Raw genomic sequence first — 15,087 nt, 5'->3', positions numbered from 1 at the left:
CCGAACGCTCCGCATGAACGACCCTCTTCACAACGCATTCCGCCACCGTCTCACTCAACCCGGCACGATGCTGGGTACATGGCTCATGTCGGGCATTGCCAGCACCGCCGAAGCGCTGGGCCGCGCCGGCTTCGACTGGCTGCTGGTCGACCAGGAGCACGTGCCCATCGACGAGCGCGACACGCTGCACATCCTGCAGGCAGTGGCCGGCACGACTGCTGCCGCCGTGGTGCGCCTTGCGGCCAACGACCCGGTGCTGTTCAAGCGCGCACTCGACCTCGGCGCGCAGACGGTGATGGTGCCCTTCGTGGAGAGCGCGGAAGAAGCGCGCCGCGCCGTGTCGTATGCGAAATACCCGCCCGAGGGCATTCGCGGCTATGCGGCCATGCATCGCGCAAGCGGCTATGGCACCGCGAAAAACTACAACGCGCGCGCCAACGACTCGGTGTTCACCGTGGTCCAGCTCGAAACCCCGCGCGCCGTGGCCGCGCTCGAGGACATTGCGGCCGTGAAGGGCGTCGATGCGCTGTTCCTCGGTCCCGGGGACCTGTCGGCGAACATGGGCCACATCGGCAACATCCTGCATCCCGAGGTGCAGGCCGTGATCGCCGACGTTGCTGCGCGCTGCCGCAAGATCGGCATGCCGTGCGGCATCGTGGGGCCGACGCCTGCGGTGGTGTCGAGCTTCGTGGCCATGGGCTATTCGTTCGTGGCCGTGGCCTCGGACATGGGCATGCTGATGCAGCAGGCCACGGCCTTCATCCAGGCCATTCAGCCCAGCCTGGCGCGCGGCTTCGACAGCAGCGTGTATTGATATCCAACGCAGAGGTCGTGCAGGCGCTGTATTCACAGGCGGGCCCGGTACTGGTCTTCATGGCTTGCGTGGCGCTGGCCACCTATACGCAGAACCTCACGGGCTTCGCCTTCAGCCTGGTCCTGCTGGGGCTGGTGTCGGTGTTTCATGTCGCCACCGTCAGCGATGCGGCCAACGCAGCCATGGTGCTGAGCCTGGTCAACGCGTGGACCTATTTTCGTGCTCGGCCCGGCGTGGTGCCCTGGCGCTTGATGCTGCCCGCTCTCAAGGGCAGCACCTTGGGCGTGATGGCGGGACTGGCGCTCCTCGCGTGGCTCAGCGGGAGCGCTGTGTCGTGGTTGCGCGGCTTGCTGGGGCTTTCGATTCTCGGTTGCGCGGCGCTGCTGATCTTGCAGGGCAAGCCGCTGGCACGGGTGTCGCGCCCGTGGAGCTTCGGGCTCATAGGCGCTCTCTCGGGCTTGCTGGGCGGCCTGTTCGCGAGCTCGGGGCCGCCCATCGTGTTCCACATGTACCGCCAGCCCCTGGACCGCGAACTGGTGCGCCGCGCTTTGCTATTGATGTTCGCTTTGAACTCGCTGGTGCGGCTGGTGATCGTGCTGGCGATGGGGCATTTCTCGCTGCGCTCCGCATTGTTGGCCGCCTGCGCGCTGCCCATGGTCTATGGCGCCACGCGGCTGCACCACAAGCTGCCGAACCGGTTGAAGCCTGAGACGCTGAAGTGGCTGGTAGGCGGCCTGCTGGCCGCCGCAGGTTCGACGCTGATCGCGACCGCGTGGGCGCAATAGTGCTCAGGCGTAGGCGGCGCAGAACTCGCCTTCGGTCTTCATGCTATCGAAGGCGCTGTAGTCGGCCTGCCAGGCGTTGCCCGCGCGCAGCGTGAGCGCTTCGAGTTCGGCGAGCGTGGCGCTGCCTTCCTTGCGCAGTTGCTCGGCGCAACGCTCCAGATCGGGGAAGTTCTGCAGCGCGGCCCACCAAACGGCACGGCCCGCCAGAAAGCCGTGCGCGCCGGCCGCATAGGCGTACTCCATCACACGCACGAACTGCGGCGAGGTCACGCCCGCGGACAGCATCACCCACGGAATGTTCGCGCCCTTGCAGATCGCGCCAATCTGGTCGAACCAGGCCTGCGCGGCGAGGTGCGCCGCGCCACCGTCGCGCGCTGGCAGCGTGGCGCCGGGGAGCGGGCTTTCAAGCTTGAACAGGTCGACGCCGTATTCGGGTTTGGCGAATTCGCGCACGCTTTCGATGACCAGCTCGGGCATCTTTTCGGGCGACTCGACGTAGTCGACCGTGTGGCGCTCGCTCTTGGGGAAGGGGTACACCAGCAGCTCCAGCACCAGCGGAATGTCCCACTGGCGGCACTCGTCGCCGATCTTTCGCACATAGTCTTTCTGGTGCGCGATGACGTCGGGCTCTGCGTCCGGCCGGTACCACGCGAGCACCTTCACGCCGTCGCCGCCGGCGCGCTTGATCTTCTCGACGCTCCAGTCGTTGATCGAGTGCGAGAGCCGGCCGCCGGGAGTGTCCCGGAAACGGTGGTCTTCGAGTGTCACGACCAGCCCGGTGTGTGCGGGCAGTTTCTGCAGCGCGGCCGGAAAGGCGTAGTTGGGGTCGAACAGCATGGCGCTGGCGTGCGCACCGAGTGCGTCGACCAGCGCGCGTTTGACATTCACCATGTCGCTGAACTTGACGTCCGCCGGCGCAACGCCCCGCTTGGCGCCGATGAGTTGCGCGATGGGCGGGCGCTGGTCGAGCGCGACCATGGTGAAGTGACCTTCGGGCGTGGCCATGCGGCGCATGCCCCATTTCTTGCCGAGGTGGAGGGCGGGCGTGGTCATGGTGAGTTACTCCTGGATGGATTCGACGAGGGACATCGCAGTGGCGAAGTCGGGCACGCCGGCGCGTCCGCCGGGCCGTGTGCACTTGATCGCCGCCACTGCGGCGGAAAACTGGAACGCGCGGCGCACGGGCCACTGCGCACCGAGGGCAAAGGCCAAGGCGCCGTGGAAGACGTCGCCGGCACCGGTGGTGTCGATGGCATTCACTTCGAATGCCGCCAGGGCGTGTTGCCCCGCGGCATCGGCCCAGCGGACGCCGCGTTCGCCGAGCGTCACGGCCGCGAGCTTGCAACCGCGCGAGAGTGCGAACGCCAGTTGTTCATCGACGTTGCCTGCATCGGTGGCGTAGCCCGCGAGGCCGGGTTCGGAGAAAACGGCGTAGTCGGTGTGGGGCAGCAGCAGGTCGAAGATGGCGGCATCGGCCACGTCACCGTCGAGCACGGTCGGCAGGGCGCGTTCGCGTGCGGCGCTGAACAATGCCAGTGCGCCTTCGGGCCAGCGCGGGTCGGCAAGAACAGCGTCGGTTCGGCCCAGCGCTTCGAGTGGCAGCCATGCCGGGTCGATGGGCAGATCCGCGCCGCGGAAGTTCACGATCATGCGTTCGCCGCGCTTGTCGACCACGATGCCCGACAGGGAGGAGCGTGCGCCTGCGAACAGCTTGAAGTGCGAGACGTCGACGCCGAGCGTTGCAAGTTGCGACTTCATCTCGTGGCCGGCGCTGTCTTCTCCTGCGCGGCCCCAGAACTGGACTTGCGCGCCCAACTTCGCGGCGGCGGCTGCTGCGTTGGCGGCCATGCCGCCGCCGCCTTCTCTCACATCATCGGCGCGTGTCTTGCCGCCGCCTTCGGGCAGGGCTTGTACTTGCCACGTGATGTCCAGCGCTGAAAGGCCCAGGCAGATCACGCGGGGGGCGGGGCGTTGCGGGTTCATTTCAGTTTTCCGGCGAACTTGCATGAGCTCTGCGCTGCATTTGATGTACCTCAACCATGCAGCACAGCGCCGTGTTGCGCATCGAACAGATGGCACTTTTCCATATCGAACGCCAGCGTGATCGTTTCCTTGGGCCGCACCTGCAACTCGGGTGCGACGCGGGCCACATGCCGCGTACCGGCGCGATCGAAATAGACCAACGTGTCCGAACCCAACGGCTCGACCACGCTGACCTGAACGCGCAGCCCTGGCGCGTCCGCAGGCAAGACTTGAATGTGCTCCGGCCGTACACCCAGCACCGCGGGCCCGGCAACGCCGGCACAACGCGGCGGCATCGAGAACACCGTGCCGTCGTCCATGCGCACGTGCGTGCCCTCGGCTTGCAGGTTGAAGAAGTTCATCGCCGGCGAACCAATGAAGCCTGCAACGAACTGGTTGGCCGGTGACTTGTAGACCTCTTCGGGCGTGCCGAACTGCTGGACGACGCCGGCTTTCAGCACCACGATGCGGTCGGCCATGGTCATCGCCTCGACCTGATCGTGCGTGACGAAGATCATGGTGGTCTTCAGCTGCTGCGACAGCGCCTTGATCTCGGTGCGCACCTCGGCGCGCAGTTTGGCATCGAGGTTGGACAACGGTTCGTCGAACAGGAAGACCTTCGGGTTGCGCACCATCGCGCGCCCCATGGCCACCCGCTGGCGCTGGCCGCCCGACAGGGCCTTGGGCTTTCGGTCGAGATAGGGCTCGATGCGCAGCATCGCTGCAGCGCGGTCGACACGGCGCGTGATTTCGTCCTTGGGCGTGTTGCGCATCTCCAAGCCGAAGCCCATGTTGTCGCGCACCGTCATGTGCGGATAGAGCGCGTAGTCCTGGAACACCATCGCGATGTCTCGCCGTGCTGGAGCCACGTCGTTCACGCGCGTGTCGCCAATGTAGAGGTCGCCCTCATCAATGGGCTCCAGCCCCGCGATGATGCGCAGCAAGGTCGACTTGCCGCAGCCCGAGGGGCCGACGAAGACTACAAATTCTTCGTCGCGGATCTCCAGGTCGAGCGAAGGGACCACGGTCACTTCGCCGAAGCGCTTGACCAGGCCTTTCAGACGGATGGACGCCATGCGTTTACTTTCCTGCGCGGTCAAAAGCCAGCAGCGGCTTGACGAGCTCGCCCGCCACGAACCGGCCGAACATCTCGGGCAGTTGGTCGATGCCGAACTGTGCGTCGACCAGCTTGCGATAGCGTTTCTTCTCGCCGCGCAGCAACTCGACGTTGAGAGCGAAATCGCTCTTGGGGAAATAGAAGGTGCGCACCATGTAGAAGTCCTTGCGGCGGATGGCCTTGTTCTCCTGCACCGGCCAAGGCTTGTCGCTCTCTCCGATGAGAATGAGCACGCCGCGCGGCAGCACGATCTCCATACCCAGGCTGCGGGCCGCATGCGCGCCGCTGCATTCCACGATGAGCTTGAAGCGCTTGCTGCTGTCGCCCACCGGATGGCGCCTGGCCCCGAATGATTCGGCCAGCTGCAGCCGCTCTTCCTTCAGATCCGACACATACACCTCGGTGTAGCCCATGTTCTGCAACGCGATGAGCGCTCCGATACCCACCGGACCCGCTCCCGTCACCAGCACCGGCCCCGTCGTCTCCGGCGGCACCAGCGGCTTCACGAACCGGATGCCGTGCGCGGCCGTGCCGATGGTGTCGAGCAGCAGGGGGGCGAGTTCGTCCTCGATGTCGTCGGGCACGCGCAGCAGGCACTGCTCGGGCACGCTCAGGTATTCGGCATAGCCGCCGGGGCGGTTCCAGCCTACAAGCACCGATTCGTTGAGGCACATCTGTGTATCGCCCGCACGACACGATTCGCAATGGCCGCAGTGCACCGGGATGTAGACCAGGCAGCGCTTGCCGTCGAGCGCATGGCCCGGCTGCTGCACCACTCCGAAGATCTCGTGCCCCGGCGTGATGGTCGCGCCGTTGAACCATAGCTTGGTGTCCGAGCCGCACAGCGCAGTGCGGCGCACGCGCAGCAGCACCTCGCCGGCGGCAGGCACCGGCATGGGCGCCTCGCCGATGGTGATGTTCCTGTCGCCATGAAAAATTGCAGCTTGCATGAGAGGTCTCCTAGCCTTTGACCGCGCCCATGGACAGGCCCGACACGAGCCTGCGCTGGACGATGAAAGCGAGAATCAGCGGCGGAAGCGCGATGAGGGAAGCAGCCGCCATCAGCGCGCCCCAGTTCGACGCGCCTTCGCCAATGAAATTGAAGGACGCCGCGATGAGTGTCTTGGTGTCACCGTTTGACAGCACGAGCGCGAACAGGAAGTAGTTCCACGAGAACACGAACGACAGGATCGACGACACGACCACGCCCGGCATCACGAGCGGCAGCGCGATGCGCCACAGAATGCGTGGCACGCTGCAACCGTCGACTTGCGCGCTCTCCAGCACACTGCGCGGAATGTTGTCGAAGAAGGGCAGCAGCACCCAGATCACGATGGGCATGGTGATGGCCGCGTGAGTGAGGATCAGCGCCCAATAGCTGCCGATCATCCCGGCCTCGCGGAACATCACGTACCAGGGCAGCAGAAAGAGGGTGCCCGGTGCCATGCGCGCCAGCAGTGTGACCGTGGCGGGCCACGTGATGCGCGTCCATGACACGGCGAACGCCGCCGGAACGCCCAGCAGCAGCCCGATCAGCGTCGAGCCAGCGGTGATGACCGTGCTGTTCCACGTGTAGTGAAGAAACGGCGTGGTGCCGAACAGCGTGCGGTAGTTCTCCAGCGTTGGTGTGAACAGCACCGTCGGCGGATAGGCCGTCACTTCGGCCGAGGGCTTGAAGGACGAGAGCACCATCCACGCGATCGGCAGCAAGATCAGGACCGCCACGAAGGCGATCTGCACGAGGCCCAGGCGCTGCACCAGCTTGCCGTTCATGGACTTGCCTCCTTCACCATGCCACGCGCTTGCGCGCCTGGGTGAGCACCATGACCGCGCCGAGCACGATGGCCGACAGCGTGATCATCAGCGCACTCGAATAGCCAATGTCGAACAGCTCGAAGCCCTTGCGGAAGCCATAGATGTTCAGCGTGTTCGACGCGTTGCCGGGGCCGCCCTGCGTAGTGATGTAGATGATGTCGAAAAAGCGCAGCAGGTCGACGCTGCGCAGAATGGCCGCCGTGACCAGCGTGGGCGCAAGCAGCGGCAGCGTGATGCGCCAGAAGGTATTCCAGCGCGAGGCGCCGTCGATCTGCGCGGCCTCATACACGTTGGGCGGCAGCGATTGCAGGCCGCCGAGCACGATGAGCGCCACGTAAGGTGTCCACTGCCAGGTGTCGATCATGGCCACGGTCGGAATGACCCACACCGGAGAGGCCAGCCAATCGGAACGCGGCAGCCCCACGGCCTGCAGCAGGTAGTTGGCCGCGCCGATGGACGGGTCGAGCACTACCAGCCACATCATGCCGACCACCACGGGGGGTAGCACGAAGGGCGAGATCATCAGGGTGCGCACAATGCCGGACAGTTTCCTGGAGCCGTGCAGCAGCAGCGCGATCCACGTGCCCAGCACGAGTTGCAGAACCAGCGACAGCAAGTAGAGGACGAGCGTGATCTTCAGCCCGTTCCAGAACTCGCCGTCGCCTGCCATCTCGACGAAGTTCAGGCCCCAGTTGAGCTTGGGCTTGGCTCCGAAGCTATACGAATGCAGGCTGAACCACACCGTGTAGGCGAAGGGGAACGCGATCATCGCGGTCGTGAAGATCACGGCCGGAAAGGAGAGAAACGCGAGTTGGCCGCGCGTGCCGATCGATTGGCTCATGCTGCGTCTTCAACCCGCGAGAAAGCCGCCGTCGACGGCCAGCACCGTGCCGGTGACGTAGTGCGCGGCGCGCGAAGCGAGGAACACCGCACTGCCCGCGATGTCGTCAGGCTGCGCCCATTGGCCCAGGGGGATGCGCGACCTGATGCGTTCGTAGTGCGCCTTGTCCTGGCGGCCGGCCGCGTTGATGGCGGTCTCTACATAGCCCGGCGCGATGGCGTTCACGCGCACGCCGCGCTCGGCCCAGGCGAGCGACAGCGACTTGGTGAGCATCACCACGCCGCCCTTGCTCGCGCAGTAGGCGGGAATGAACGGGAGTGCCACGAAGGCGTTCATCGACGCCACGTTGACGATGCTGCCCTTGCTCTTTTCGAGCAGCGGCAGGCTCGCGTTGCACAGGCGGAAGGTGCCTGTGAGGTTCACGTCCAGCACGCGCTGGAAGGTCTCGATCTCGAACTCCTTGAAGCGCGCGAGGATGCCGGCGCAGTTGACCAGCGTGTCGAGGCGGTCGAGTCCGCCGACGAACGCGGCGACGGCGTCGTTGTCGGTGACGTCGAGCGTGCGCAACGTGAGCCTGCCGCTCTGTTGCAGCGAGGTGGCTTCGAGTGCCTCGTCGTCGACGCCCGTGGCGATGACGCTGCAGCCCATGTCCATGAAGGCACGCGAGATGGCGGCGCCGATGTCCCCGGCACCACCGACTACCAGCACGCGGTGGCCCGCGGAGAAGTCGAAGACAGCCATCAGTCTTTGGCGATCAGCGCGTCGAGCTGTTTGTCGGCGTCGGCGCACGCTTGCGCGGGCGTCTTCTGTCCGAGTAGCAGTTCGGTCGCGGCTTGACCGATGAAGTCGCGCGAGGCCGGGTTCTGCACGATCGGATAGCCAACTTCGGAGGTGCCGGTGCGGCTCAGTTCATTCACCGCCGCGACCCATTCGGTGCGCACGGGTTGCTCGTCCATCCACGCCTTGTAGCCCGGCGACTTGGCCACGGCCGCGCGCGGCGGCGCGACGCCGTCGACCGCCAGCTTGGCCTGCACGGCCGGGCTGGTGGCCCACTGCACGAAGTACCAGGCGGCTTCCTTGTTCTTGCTGTGGGCCGACACCGACATCGTCCAGCCGATGACTGTCGGGTGCGAGCCRCCGGGGCCGGCGGGGAGCACGGCCACGGCCGTGTCTTTCAGGCGGGCGCCACCGTCCATCACATTGCGCAGCTCGTTCGACGACTCGAAAGCCATCGCCGCCTTGCCCTCCTTGTAGAGCGAGGAAATTTGATAGAAGCTGTAGTTGACGACGCCGGGCGGCCCGTAGTCCTTGAGCAGCTTGGAATAGAGCGCCAGCGATGCCTGGCCTTCCTTGCTGCATAGCTGCGACTTGTTGTCCTTCATGTAGGTGCCGCCCATGTTGTGCAGGAACACGCTATAGGTGAAGGGCAGGGCGGGCTTGAGGCCGCGCGAGACAAAGGGCGTCACGCCGGGTTCGCAGCTCTTGAGCTTGGCGGCCACGCCTTCGAGCTCGGGCAGGCTCTTGGGCAGCGACACGCCGCACTTCTGGAACAGGTCCTTGCGGTAGTACAGGACAGGGCCCTCGACGTTCATCGGGATGCCGGTGAGCTGCTTGTCGTAGGTCGCGTCCTTGAGCATGCCCGCGCTCAAGTCGGCGAAATCGTAATCTTTGGCGCTGGCGGTTTTGACGAACTCGTTCAGATCGGCATACCACCCGGCCTTGGCGAACTGCATCCCCTCGCGCGAGGGCAGTGACATGAACACGTCGACCTCGTCGCTGCGCGAGTTCATGACCGTGACCAGCCGTTGGCGCATCTGCTGCTCTTGATAGGAGTCGACCTTCAGCGTCATGCCGGTCTGCGCCTCGAAGTCGGCCTTGTGCTTCAGCAGGGCATTGGCCACCGGGTTGTTGTTGGCGAGGAAGGTGATGGTCGTGCCCTGGTGCTTCTTCCAATTGAAGTCCTGTGCATGAACGCCGAAGGCGCACGTGGCCGCGACAGCGAAAGCGATGGCTCGTCTCATGTCTTTGTCTCCTGTGATCGTCATGTAACCGTTTACAAAATTATCTTGGCAAGGACAGAGGCTGTCAACGCAGCGAACCGACTCAATGACGGCAATTCATAGGGGATTTCCCTTGAAGTTTGACCCGGTGGCGCTCGTACCGCTTGCTGTAAACTGTTTCACGATGAAGCCAAAAACAGTCGGTATTCGAGAAGTTGCCAAGCACGCGGGCGTCTCGACGGCTTCGATTTCTCGCGCGCTCAACAACCCCGAATCAGTGAGCCCGGACCTGCGAATGCGCATAGATGCGGCTGTTGAGGTTTTGGGCTACATCCCCGACGCGGCGGCGCGTGCGCTGTCGTCGCGCCGCACGCGCACCATCGGCGCCATCATCCCCACGGTGGACAACGCGATGTTCGCGCGGGGCATCGAGGCGCTGCAGATCTATTTGTCGCTGCAGGGCTATCTGCTGCTGCTTTCAACCAGCGGCTACGAGCCGGAGACCGAAGCGCGCCAAGCGCAGAACATGGTGAGCCGCGGCATCGACGGCCTGATCCTGCGCGGGGACACGCACACCGATGCGCTGCGCAGGCTGCTCGCCTCGCAACGCATTCCGTTCGTGAACGTGGGCGTGTACCACCCGGACAAGCCGTACGCGTCCGTAGGCGGCAACAACGAGGCCGCAGCCTATCGGGCTTGCAGGTATCTCATCGAGCTGGGGCACACCCGGGTCGGCATGGTCGCGGCGATTTCGTCGAACAACGACCGTGCGACGGCGCGCGTTGCGGGCGTACATCGCGCGCTCCAGGAAAGCGGGCTCACGCTTCGGCCCGAGTGGTACATCGAGGTGCCCTATCACCTGGACGATGCGCGCCAGGGCGCACGCTCGCTGCTATCTGCCGCAAAAAGTGACTGGCCCACCGCCGTTGTCTGCGGCAACGACGTGATCGCGTACGGAGTGCTGCTCGAGGCGGAGCGGCGCGGGCTCCATGTGCCCGACGATCTGTCGGTCATGGGCTTTGATGATCTCGAATGGAGCCGCCACCTTCGGCCCAGCCTGACGACCATGCATGTACCGACGGACGAGGTGTGGACGCGGGCGGGGGACTATCTGGTGAAGTCGTTGTCTGGGAAGCAGGTGGCGTTGCATCATGAAGTCGATGTGTCGCTCGTGGTGCGCGAATCCACCGGCAAGCCGCGCCTGATCCGCTAGTCCGGCGCTGTCCGGGCTTTGATCTGGCTTGGGCCCATTTCTGCCGGCGCCAGGCTGATCGCGTGGCGGTCCGTAGCTGGGTAGTGCCGCACGATCTGCTCTCGGTCGATCAGCTTCTTTCGATCCTCGGGATCGATGCTCGGTCGCGTGATCTCGTCCCCGAAGGCGGCGCGAATGGCGGCCATCGAGACCCATGAGGAAACGACCGTGACTTCGGTGCTGCCATCGCCGAGGTCTCGGAACAACGCCGACGATCGCTGGCATCCCTCGAAGGACTGCAACTCCGGAAGCTTCGTACGTTCAAGATGGGCTTGGCACTCCTCGTGCAGCGGGGTAAGGATCCAGAAGGTCCAGGTCCGAAGGATGGCAGTCATGGGGAAGACAGGTGCATGGGTGCGCTTGGAGAAATGAGTCGGGGCGGCCGATTGTGCTCCGACCAGCATGGAGGATGAAAGGGACAAAGTCGCAATCGGCGCGCCAACCGGCGGTTGGGTCCGTTTGGGTGGCTCGGATGCATTTGCGCTCATGCCTGCGGGGTGCAGTACGTCCACTATCCTGGGCCTACTATCCTGGCTTTGTTCGCCCGTCACCGGAGCATTGCAATGCGCAACATCGAAAGAATCACAAGTCATCTGTTCCAGGTTCCGCTTGACGAAGTCCTGACCGACGCGAAGCATGGGGCGCATACCCATTTCGAATTGATCACCGCGACCGTGAGGCTCGCCGACGGCAGGGAAGGCACGGGCTACACCTATACCGGTGGAAAGGGCGGCCATGCGATCAAGGCGATGATCGACCACGACCTGGCTCCAGCGCTGATCGGCATGGATGGCGAGGACGTCGAATCCATTCATGACTTCAGCGAGTGGCACGTTCATTACGTGGGAAGAGGCGGCATTGCTTCGTTCGCAATCTCGGCCATCGACATCGCGCTCTGGGATATCCGCGGAAAGACTCGGCAAATGCCGCTCTGGCAACTGGCAGGCGGCACCGGCAACACTTGCAAGGCCTACTGCGGCGGAATCGACCTGCTGTTCCCCTTGGACAAACTCCTGGCGAATGTGAGGGGCTATCTCGCGCGCGGCGCCAATGCCGTGAAGATCAAGATCGGACGGGAAGATCTTGAAGAGGACGTCGAGCGTGTCCGTGCGGTCCGGCAACTGATTGGCGACGACCTCGCGCTGATGGTCGACGCCAACTATTCGATGAGCGTGGACGAGGCCATCGTCGCTGCCCGGCGCCTCGCGCCTTTCAACATCCTCTGGTTCGAGGAACCGACGATTCCGGACGACTACCAAGGCTACGCGAGGATTGCCGCCGCGACAGGCGTGCCGTTGGCGATGGGCGAAAACCTGCACACCATTCACGAGTTCGACCATGCTTTCGAGCAGGCGGCTCTCTCTTTCATTCAGCCCGATGCTTCCAACTGCGGCGGCATCACCGGCTGGTTGAAGGTGGCCGAACGCTCACGCCGGCATGGCATTCCCGTGTGCTCCCACGGCATGCAGGAGCTGCACGTCAGCTTGCTTGCCGCGCAGCCGAACGCAGGCTGGCTGGAGATTCACAGCTTCCCGATCGACGAGTACACCGCCCGGCCCCTGGTGCTGAAGAACCACCTCGCGGTCGCGCCGCCAGAACCTGGCATTGGCGTCGCGTTCGATTGGGAGAAGCTGGAGCCGTTTCGCGTTCGTTAGCGCTCGCGCCGTGGCTTAGACCTCGGCCGTTTTCACAGGAGGCGCAGCGACCATCCGCCGTAGCGAGTTCTTCTTGCGAATCTGAAAGATGAACGAGACCACCTGCCAGGCGATGAAGAACGCGATGAGCGCCATCAAGGTGCCGCTGATCGGGCGCGTGAAGAAGGTGGTAAAGCTCCCGCGGCTCAGCAGCAGTGCGCGGCGGAAGTTCTCTTCGAGCATCGGCCCGAGGATGAAGCCCAGCATCAGCGGTGCGGCATCCAGCTGCAGTCGCATGAACATGTAGCCCATGAGCCCGAATGCCGCCGTGATGTAGATGTCCTCCAGGCTGTTGTTCACGCTGTAGGTGCCGATGCAGCAGAAGAACAGGATCGACGGGAACAGCACGCTGTAGGGAATCTTGAACACCGACAGCCAATAGCGCACCAGCGGCACGTTCAGCACCAGCAGGAAGACATTGCCGATCCACATGCTCGCCACCAGGCCCCAGAAGAGCTCCGGGTGACTCGCGATCATGTTGGGCCCCGGCTGGATGCCCTTGATGATGAAGGCGGCCAGCATCAGCGCCATCACGGCGTTCTCGGGAATGCCGATGCTCATCAGCGGAATGAAGCTCGTGCGCGCTGCCGCCTCGTCGGCCGCGGCCTGGCCGGCGACACCTTCGATGCAGCCGGTGCCGATCTCGTGCTTGTACTTGCTGACCTTCTTGTCGATGGCGTACGCCGCGAACTGCGCGATCGTGGGGCCGCCGCCGGGCAGGATGCCGAGGAACGAGCCCACGACGCTGCCGCGCAGGGCGCTGGGGATGATCCGCTTGAACTCGGCCCAGGTCGGGATCAGGTTGATCTTGCCGTTGAAGGGCGAGCGTTCTTCCTTCGAGTCGAGGTTCTTCGTGATTTCAGCAATGCCGAAGCAGCCCAGCGCGATGCTCACGATGCCCACGCCGTCGATCAGGAAGGGCAGGTCCAGCGTGAAGCGCGCGAGGCCGCTGTTCACGTCGGTGCCGATCGTGCCGAGCAGCACGCCGATCATGCACATCGCCAGGCCGTTGAGCAGGCTGCCAGTCGTGACGAAGCTCACGCAGACAAAGCCCACCATCATCATGGCGCAGTAGTCGGCCGGTCCGAAGAGGAAGGCCACTTCACCGAGCATCGGCGCGAGGAAGGCCAGCACCAGGATCGCCACCGAGCCGCCGATGAAGCTCGATACCCCCGCAGTGAAAAGCGCCAGTCCGGTCTTGCCCTTGAGCGTCATCTGGTAGCCGTCGATGCACGCGACGATGCTGCTCGCGTGGGGGATCTTCATCGTGATCGCGCTCACGCTGTCGCCGTATTGCGCACCGTAGTAGATGCCCGCCAGCATGATGAGCGCACCCGTAGTGGGGATCGAATAGGTCAGCGGCAGCAGCAGGCTGATGGTGGCCAGCGGCCCCAGGCCGGGCAGCAGGCCCACGAGCGTGCCGACCGTGCAGCCAATCGCGCAGAACATGAGGTTCTGCAGGGTCAGGGCGTGCGAGAAGCCGAACGCCAGGTTGTTGAGGACGTCCATCATCAGTAAAGCGGCAGGTTCAGGCCGAGAAGTTTTTGAAGGACCAGCGCCATTGCGACCAGGCCGGCGGAAATCTTGACGTTGCGCACCCAGGAGTAGGAAGAGCCGGCCAGGGTGGAGCAGAAGACCATGAAGATGATTCCGACGATCATGTTCACGTAGGTGGAGATCAGTGCCAGTCCGCACAGACTCGCGATGATGATGGCGATGTTCTTGAAGTTCAGGTTGAGGCGCACTCGCTCGACATAGAACGCTCGAACCACGGTGATCACGCCAATCACCAACAGCATCGCGCTCACTACCGCGGGAAAGAGTCCCGGCCCCGCGCGACTGAAGTCTCCAATCGGGTAACGCAGTGCCTGGAGTCCAAAGGCGAGTGAGATCGCCATGAGGAATAACCCTCGGACAAGATTTAGATTCATAGGGTCGTGATGAGTGCGAGTCGATGGGCGGACAGTCCCGCACTCGTGCAATGACTCTCCACATTCCCGAAAGAAAGTCGGGCGCCCTATGGTCTTGTCGGCCAACTGAGCGGAGTCTGACCAAGGCGTGAGGGAAATTACGTACCGGGCGCGAGGCTCAGCGACTCCTTATGATCAGATTCGCGAGAACCGGCCGGACAGTCCGAAGCTCGGTCCATTGCAATCACCAAAGCACACAATCACCAAAGCACAGAAGGAGAATTCGCATGCCGAAAGCCTATTGGGTCAGCGCGTACCGCGCAGTCAAGGACGCCGACAAACTGGCGGCCTATGCAAAGCTGGCGGGCCCCGCCATCACAGCCGGCGGCGGGCGCTTTCTAGCGCGCGGTGTTCCGGCGCAGGTCTACGAGCGCGGGTTGAAGGAGCGCACGGTGCTCATCGAGTTCGACAGCGTCGAGCAGGCCAGGGCGACGCATGACAGCGCCGACTACCAAGCCGCACTGGCTGCGCTCGGCGATGGGGCCGATCGGGATCTGCGGATCATCGAAGGGGTCTAGCCATGCTGCAGATGCGCCCCGGATGCGAGTGCTGCGACCGGGATCTGCCACCCGATTCGACCGCCGCGCGGATCTGCTCGTTCGAGTGCACGTTCTGCAGCGACTGTGCCGAACAGCGCCTTGGCGGACGTTGTCCGAATTGCGGCGGTGAATTGCTGCGGCGCCCGATGCGCCCAGCGGCCAAGCTCGTGAACTCTCCGGCTTCGACCACGCGAGTGTTCAAGCCCGAGGGTTGCGCAGCCACCGAGTCGACGTGAGC

General features: G+C 64.2%; 17 protein-coding genes. 6 read left to right on the top strand and 11 right to left on the bottom strand.

The window, feature by feature from the left end:
- Positions 1-13 precede the first annotated feature (13 nt).
- Both AC1DSF_RS23795 and AC1DSF_RS23790 read left to right on the top strand, forming a co-directional pair.
- Positions 14-814 carry an HpcH/HpaI aldolase family protein gene (locus AC1DSF_RS23795; protein ID WP_478183526.1) on the top strand — a complete coding sequence of 267 codons (801 nt, stop codon included), beginning with the start codon at positions 14-16 and terminating at the stop codon, positions 812-814.
- On the top strand, positions 811-1,599 hold the full coding sequence (locus tag AC1DSF_RS23790) for a TSUP family transporter (RefSeq protein ID WP_478127971.1): 789 nt from the start codon (positions 811-813) through the stop codon (positions 1,597-1,599). Before AC1DSF_RS23795 ends, AC1DSF_RS23790 begins: the two co-directional genes overlap by 4 nt.
- A 3-nt stretch (positions 1,600-1,602) precedes the next feature.
- Here the strand turns inward: AC1DSF_RS23790 and AC1DSF_RS23785 are convergent, their stop codons facing one another.
- The 8 genes from AC1DSF_RS23785 to AC1DSF_RS23750 are packed head-to-tail and all read right to left on the bottom strand — an operon-like array spanning position 1,603 to position 9,415.
- Positions 1,603-2,652 carry a tagatose 1,6-diphosphate aldolase gene (locus AC1DSF_RS23785; RefSeq protein ID WP_478183525.1) on the bottom strand — a complete coding sequence of 350 codons (1,050 nt, stop codon included), beginning with the start codon at positions 2,650-2,652 and terminating at the stop codon, positions 1,603-1,605.
- A gap of 6 nt (positions 2,653-2,658) precedes the next feature.
- Positions 2,659-3,582, bottom strand: a complete 924-nt coding sequence (locus AC1DSF_RS23780; RefSeq protein WP_478183524.1) for a PfkB family carbohydrate kinase — start codon at positions 3,580-3,582, stop codon at positions 2,659-2,661.
- 50 nt (positions 3,583-3,632) lie between these two features.
- Positions 3,633-4,697: an ABC transporter ATP-binding protein gene (locus tag AC1DSF_RS23775; protein WP_478144976.1), complete on the bottom strand. Its 1,065-nt coding sequence runs from the start codon at positions 4,695-4,697 to the stop codon at positions 3,633-3,635.
- A 4-nt stretch (positions 4,698-4,701) separates the two neighbouring features.
- Positions 4,702-5,688, bottom strand: a complete 987-nt coding sequence (locus tag AC1DSF_RS23770) for an alcohol dehydrogenase catalytic domain-containing protein (RefSeq protein WP_478127975.1) — start codon at positions 5,686-5,688, stop codon at positions 4,702-4,704.
- A gap of 10 nt (positions 5,689-5,698) precedes the next feature.
- Positions 5,699-6,511: a carbohydrate ABC transporter permease gene (locus tag AC1DSF_RS23765; RefSeq protein ID WP_478127976.1), complete on the bottom strand. Its 813-nt coding sequence runs from the start codon at positions 6,509-6,511 to the stop codon at positions 5,699-5,701.
- Between the two features lie 13 nt (positions 6,512-6,524).
- Positions 6,525-7,394: a carbohydrate ABC transporter permease gene (locus tag AC1DSF_RS23760; protein WP_478127977.1), complete on the bottom strand. Its 870-nt coding sequence runs from the start codon at positions 7,392-7,394 to the stop codon at positions 6,525-6,527.
- Between the two features lie 9 nt (positions 7,395-7,403).
- The gene (locus AC1DSF_RS23755) at positions 7,404-8,135 is read right to left on the bottom strand and encodes an SDR family NAD(P)-dependent oxidoreductase (RefSeq protein ID WP_478183523.1); all 732 of its coding nucleotides are present in this window, start codon (positions 8,133-8,135) and stop codon (positions 7,404-7,406) included.
- Positions 8,135-9,415 carry an ABC transporter substrate-binding protein gene (locus AC1DSF_RS23750; RefSeq protein ID WP_478127979.1) on the bottom strand — a complete coding sequence of 427 codons (1,281 nt, stop codon included), beginning with the start codon at positions 9,413-9,415 and terminating at the stop codon, positions 8,135-8,137. Before AC1DSF_RS23750 ends, AC1DSF_RS23755 begins: the two co-directional genes overlap by 1 nt.
- Before the next feature lie 163 nt (positions 9,416-9,578).
- On the opposite strand from AC1DSF_RS23750, the gene AC1DSF_RS23745 reads away from it, so the two are divergent.
- A complete protein-coding gene (locus AC1DSF_RS23745) occupies positions 9,579-10,607 on the top strand; it encodes a LacI family DNA-binding transcriptional regulator (RefSeq protein WP_478127980.1) in 1,029 nt (342 codons plus the stop codon).
- Here the strand turns inward: AC1DSF_RS23745 and AC1DSF_RS23740 are convergent.
- Positions 10,604-10,981, bottom strand: a complete 378-nt coding sequence (locus AC1DSF_RS23740; protein ID WP_478127981.1) for a hypothetical protein — start codon at positions 10,979-10,981, stop codon at positions 10,604-10,606. The genes AC1DSF_RS23745 and AC1DSF_RS23740 overlap by 4 nt on opposite strands.
- Positions 10,982-11,209: 228 nt before the next feature.
- Between AC1DSF_RS23740 and AC1DSF_RS23735 the strand changes: the two genes are divergently transcribed.
- Positions 11,210-12,301 (top strand): mandelate racemase/muconate lactonizing enzyme family protein, encoded by a 1,092-nt coding sequence (locus AC1DSF_RS23735; RefSeq protein WP_478127982.1) that lies wholly within the window; start codon positions 11,210-11,212, stop codon positions 12,299-12,301.
- A gap of 15 nt (positions 12,302-12,316) precedes the next feature.
- On the opposite strand, the gene AC1DSF_RS23730 is transcribed toward AC1DSF_RS23735, so the two are convergent.
- Entirely contained in the window at positions 12,317-13,849 is a 1,533-nt protein-coding gene (locus tag AC1DSF_RS23730) for a tripartite tricarboxylate transporter permease (RefSeq protein WP_478128031.1), read from the bottom strand.
- A gap of 2 nt (positions 13,850-13,851) precedes the next feature.
- On the bottom strand, positions 13,852-14,271 hold the full coding sequence (locus AC1DSF_RS23725; RefSeq protein ID WP_478127983.1) for a tripartite tricarboxylate transporter TctB family protein: 420 nt from the start codon (positions 14,269-14,271) through the stop codon (positions 13,852-13,854).
- Positions 14,272-14,537: 266 nt separating this feature from the next.
- Here AC1DSF_RS23725 and AC1DSF_RS23720 point away from each other — a divergent pair, with 266 nt between their 5' ends.
- Together AC1DSF_RS23720 and AC1DSF_RS23715 are read left to right on the top strand one after the other, a co-directional pair.
- A complete protein-coding gene (locus AC1DSF_RS23720) occupies positions 14,538-14,828 on the top strand; it encodes a DUF1330 domain-containing protein (protein WP_478127984.1) in 291 nt (96 codons plus the stop codon).
- A gap of 2 nt (positions 14,829-14,830) precedes the next feature.
- Positions 14,831-15,085: a DUF1272 domain-containing protein gene (locus AC1DSF_RS23715; protein WP_478183522.1), complete on the top strand. Its 255-nt coding sequence runs from the start codon at positions 14,831-14,833 to the stop codon at positions 15,083-15,085.
- Positions 15,086-15,087 lie beyond the last annotated feature (2 nt).

This window comes from Variovorax sp. 01N429 (genome assembly GCF_056399425.1).
This window is presented reverse-complemented; position numbering and strand designations above follow the sequence as displayed.

Coding starts and splice junctions, on each gene's coding strand:
- AC1DSF_RS23765 (WP_478127976.1), bottom strand. CDS start 6,511: ATGAACGGCAAGCTGGTGCAGCGCCTGGGCCTCGTGCAGATCGCCTTC.
- AC1DSF_RS23730 (WP_478128031.1), bottom strand. CDS start 13,849: ATGGACGTCCTCAACAACCTGGCGTTCGGCTTCTCGCACGCCCTGACC.
- AC1DSF_RS23755 (WP_478183523.1), bottom strand. CDS start 8,135: ATGGCTGTCTTCGACTTCTCCGCGGGCCACCGCGTGCTGGTAGTCGGT.
- AC1DSF_RS23735 (WP_478127982.1), top strand. CDS start 11,210: ATGCGCAACATCGAAAGAATCACAAGTCATCTGTTCCAGGTTCCGCTT.
- AC1DSF_RS23795 (WP_478183526.1), top strand. CDS start 14: ATGAACGACCCTCTTCACAACGCATTCCGCCACCGTCTCACTCAACCC.
- AC1DSF_RS23780 (WP_478183524.1), bottom strand. CDS start 3,582: ATGAACCCGCAACGCCCCGCCCCCCGCGTGATCTGCCTGGGCCTTTCA.
- AC1DSF_RS23745 (WP_478127980.1), top strand. CDS start 9,579: ATGAAGCCAAAAACAGTCGGTATTCGAGAAGTTGCCAAGCACGCGGGC.
- AC1DSF_RS23770 (WP_478127975.1), bottom strand. CDS start 5,688: ATGCAAGCTGCAATTTTTCATGGCGACAGGAACATCACCATCGGCGAG.
- AC1DSF_RS23785 (WP_478183525.1), bottom strand. CDS start 2,652: ATGACCACGCCCGCCCTCCACCTCGGCAAGAAATGGGGCATGCGCCGC.
- AC1DSF_RS23725 (WP_478127983.1), bottom strand. CDS start 14,271: ATGAATCTAAATCTTGTCCGAGGGTTATTCCTCATGGCGATCTCACTC.
- AC1DSF_RS23775 (WP_478144976.1), bottom strand. CDS start 4,697: ATGGCGTCCATCCGTCTGAAAGGCCTGGTCAAGCGCTTCGGCGAAGTG.
- AC1DSF_RS23720 (WP_478127984.1), top strand. CDS start 14,538: ATGCCGAAAGCCTATTGGGTCAGCGCGTACCGCGCAGTCAAGGACGCC.
- AC1DSF_RS23740 (WP_478127981.1), bottom strand. CDS start 10,981: ATGACTGCCATCCTTCGGACCTGGACCTTCTGGATCCTTACCCCGCTG.
- AC1DSF_RS23715 (WP_478183522.1), top strand. CDS start 14,831: ATGCTGCAGATGCGCCCCGGATGCGAGTGCTGCGACCGGGATCTGCCA.
- AC1DSF_RS23760 (WP_478127977.1), bottom strand. CDS start 7,394: ATGAGCCAATCGATCGGCACGCGCGGCCAACTCGCGTTTCTCTCCTTT.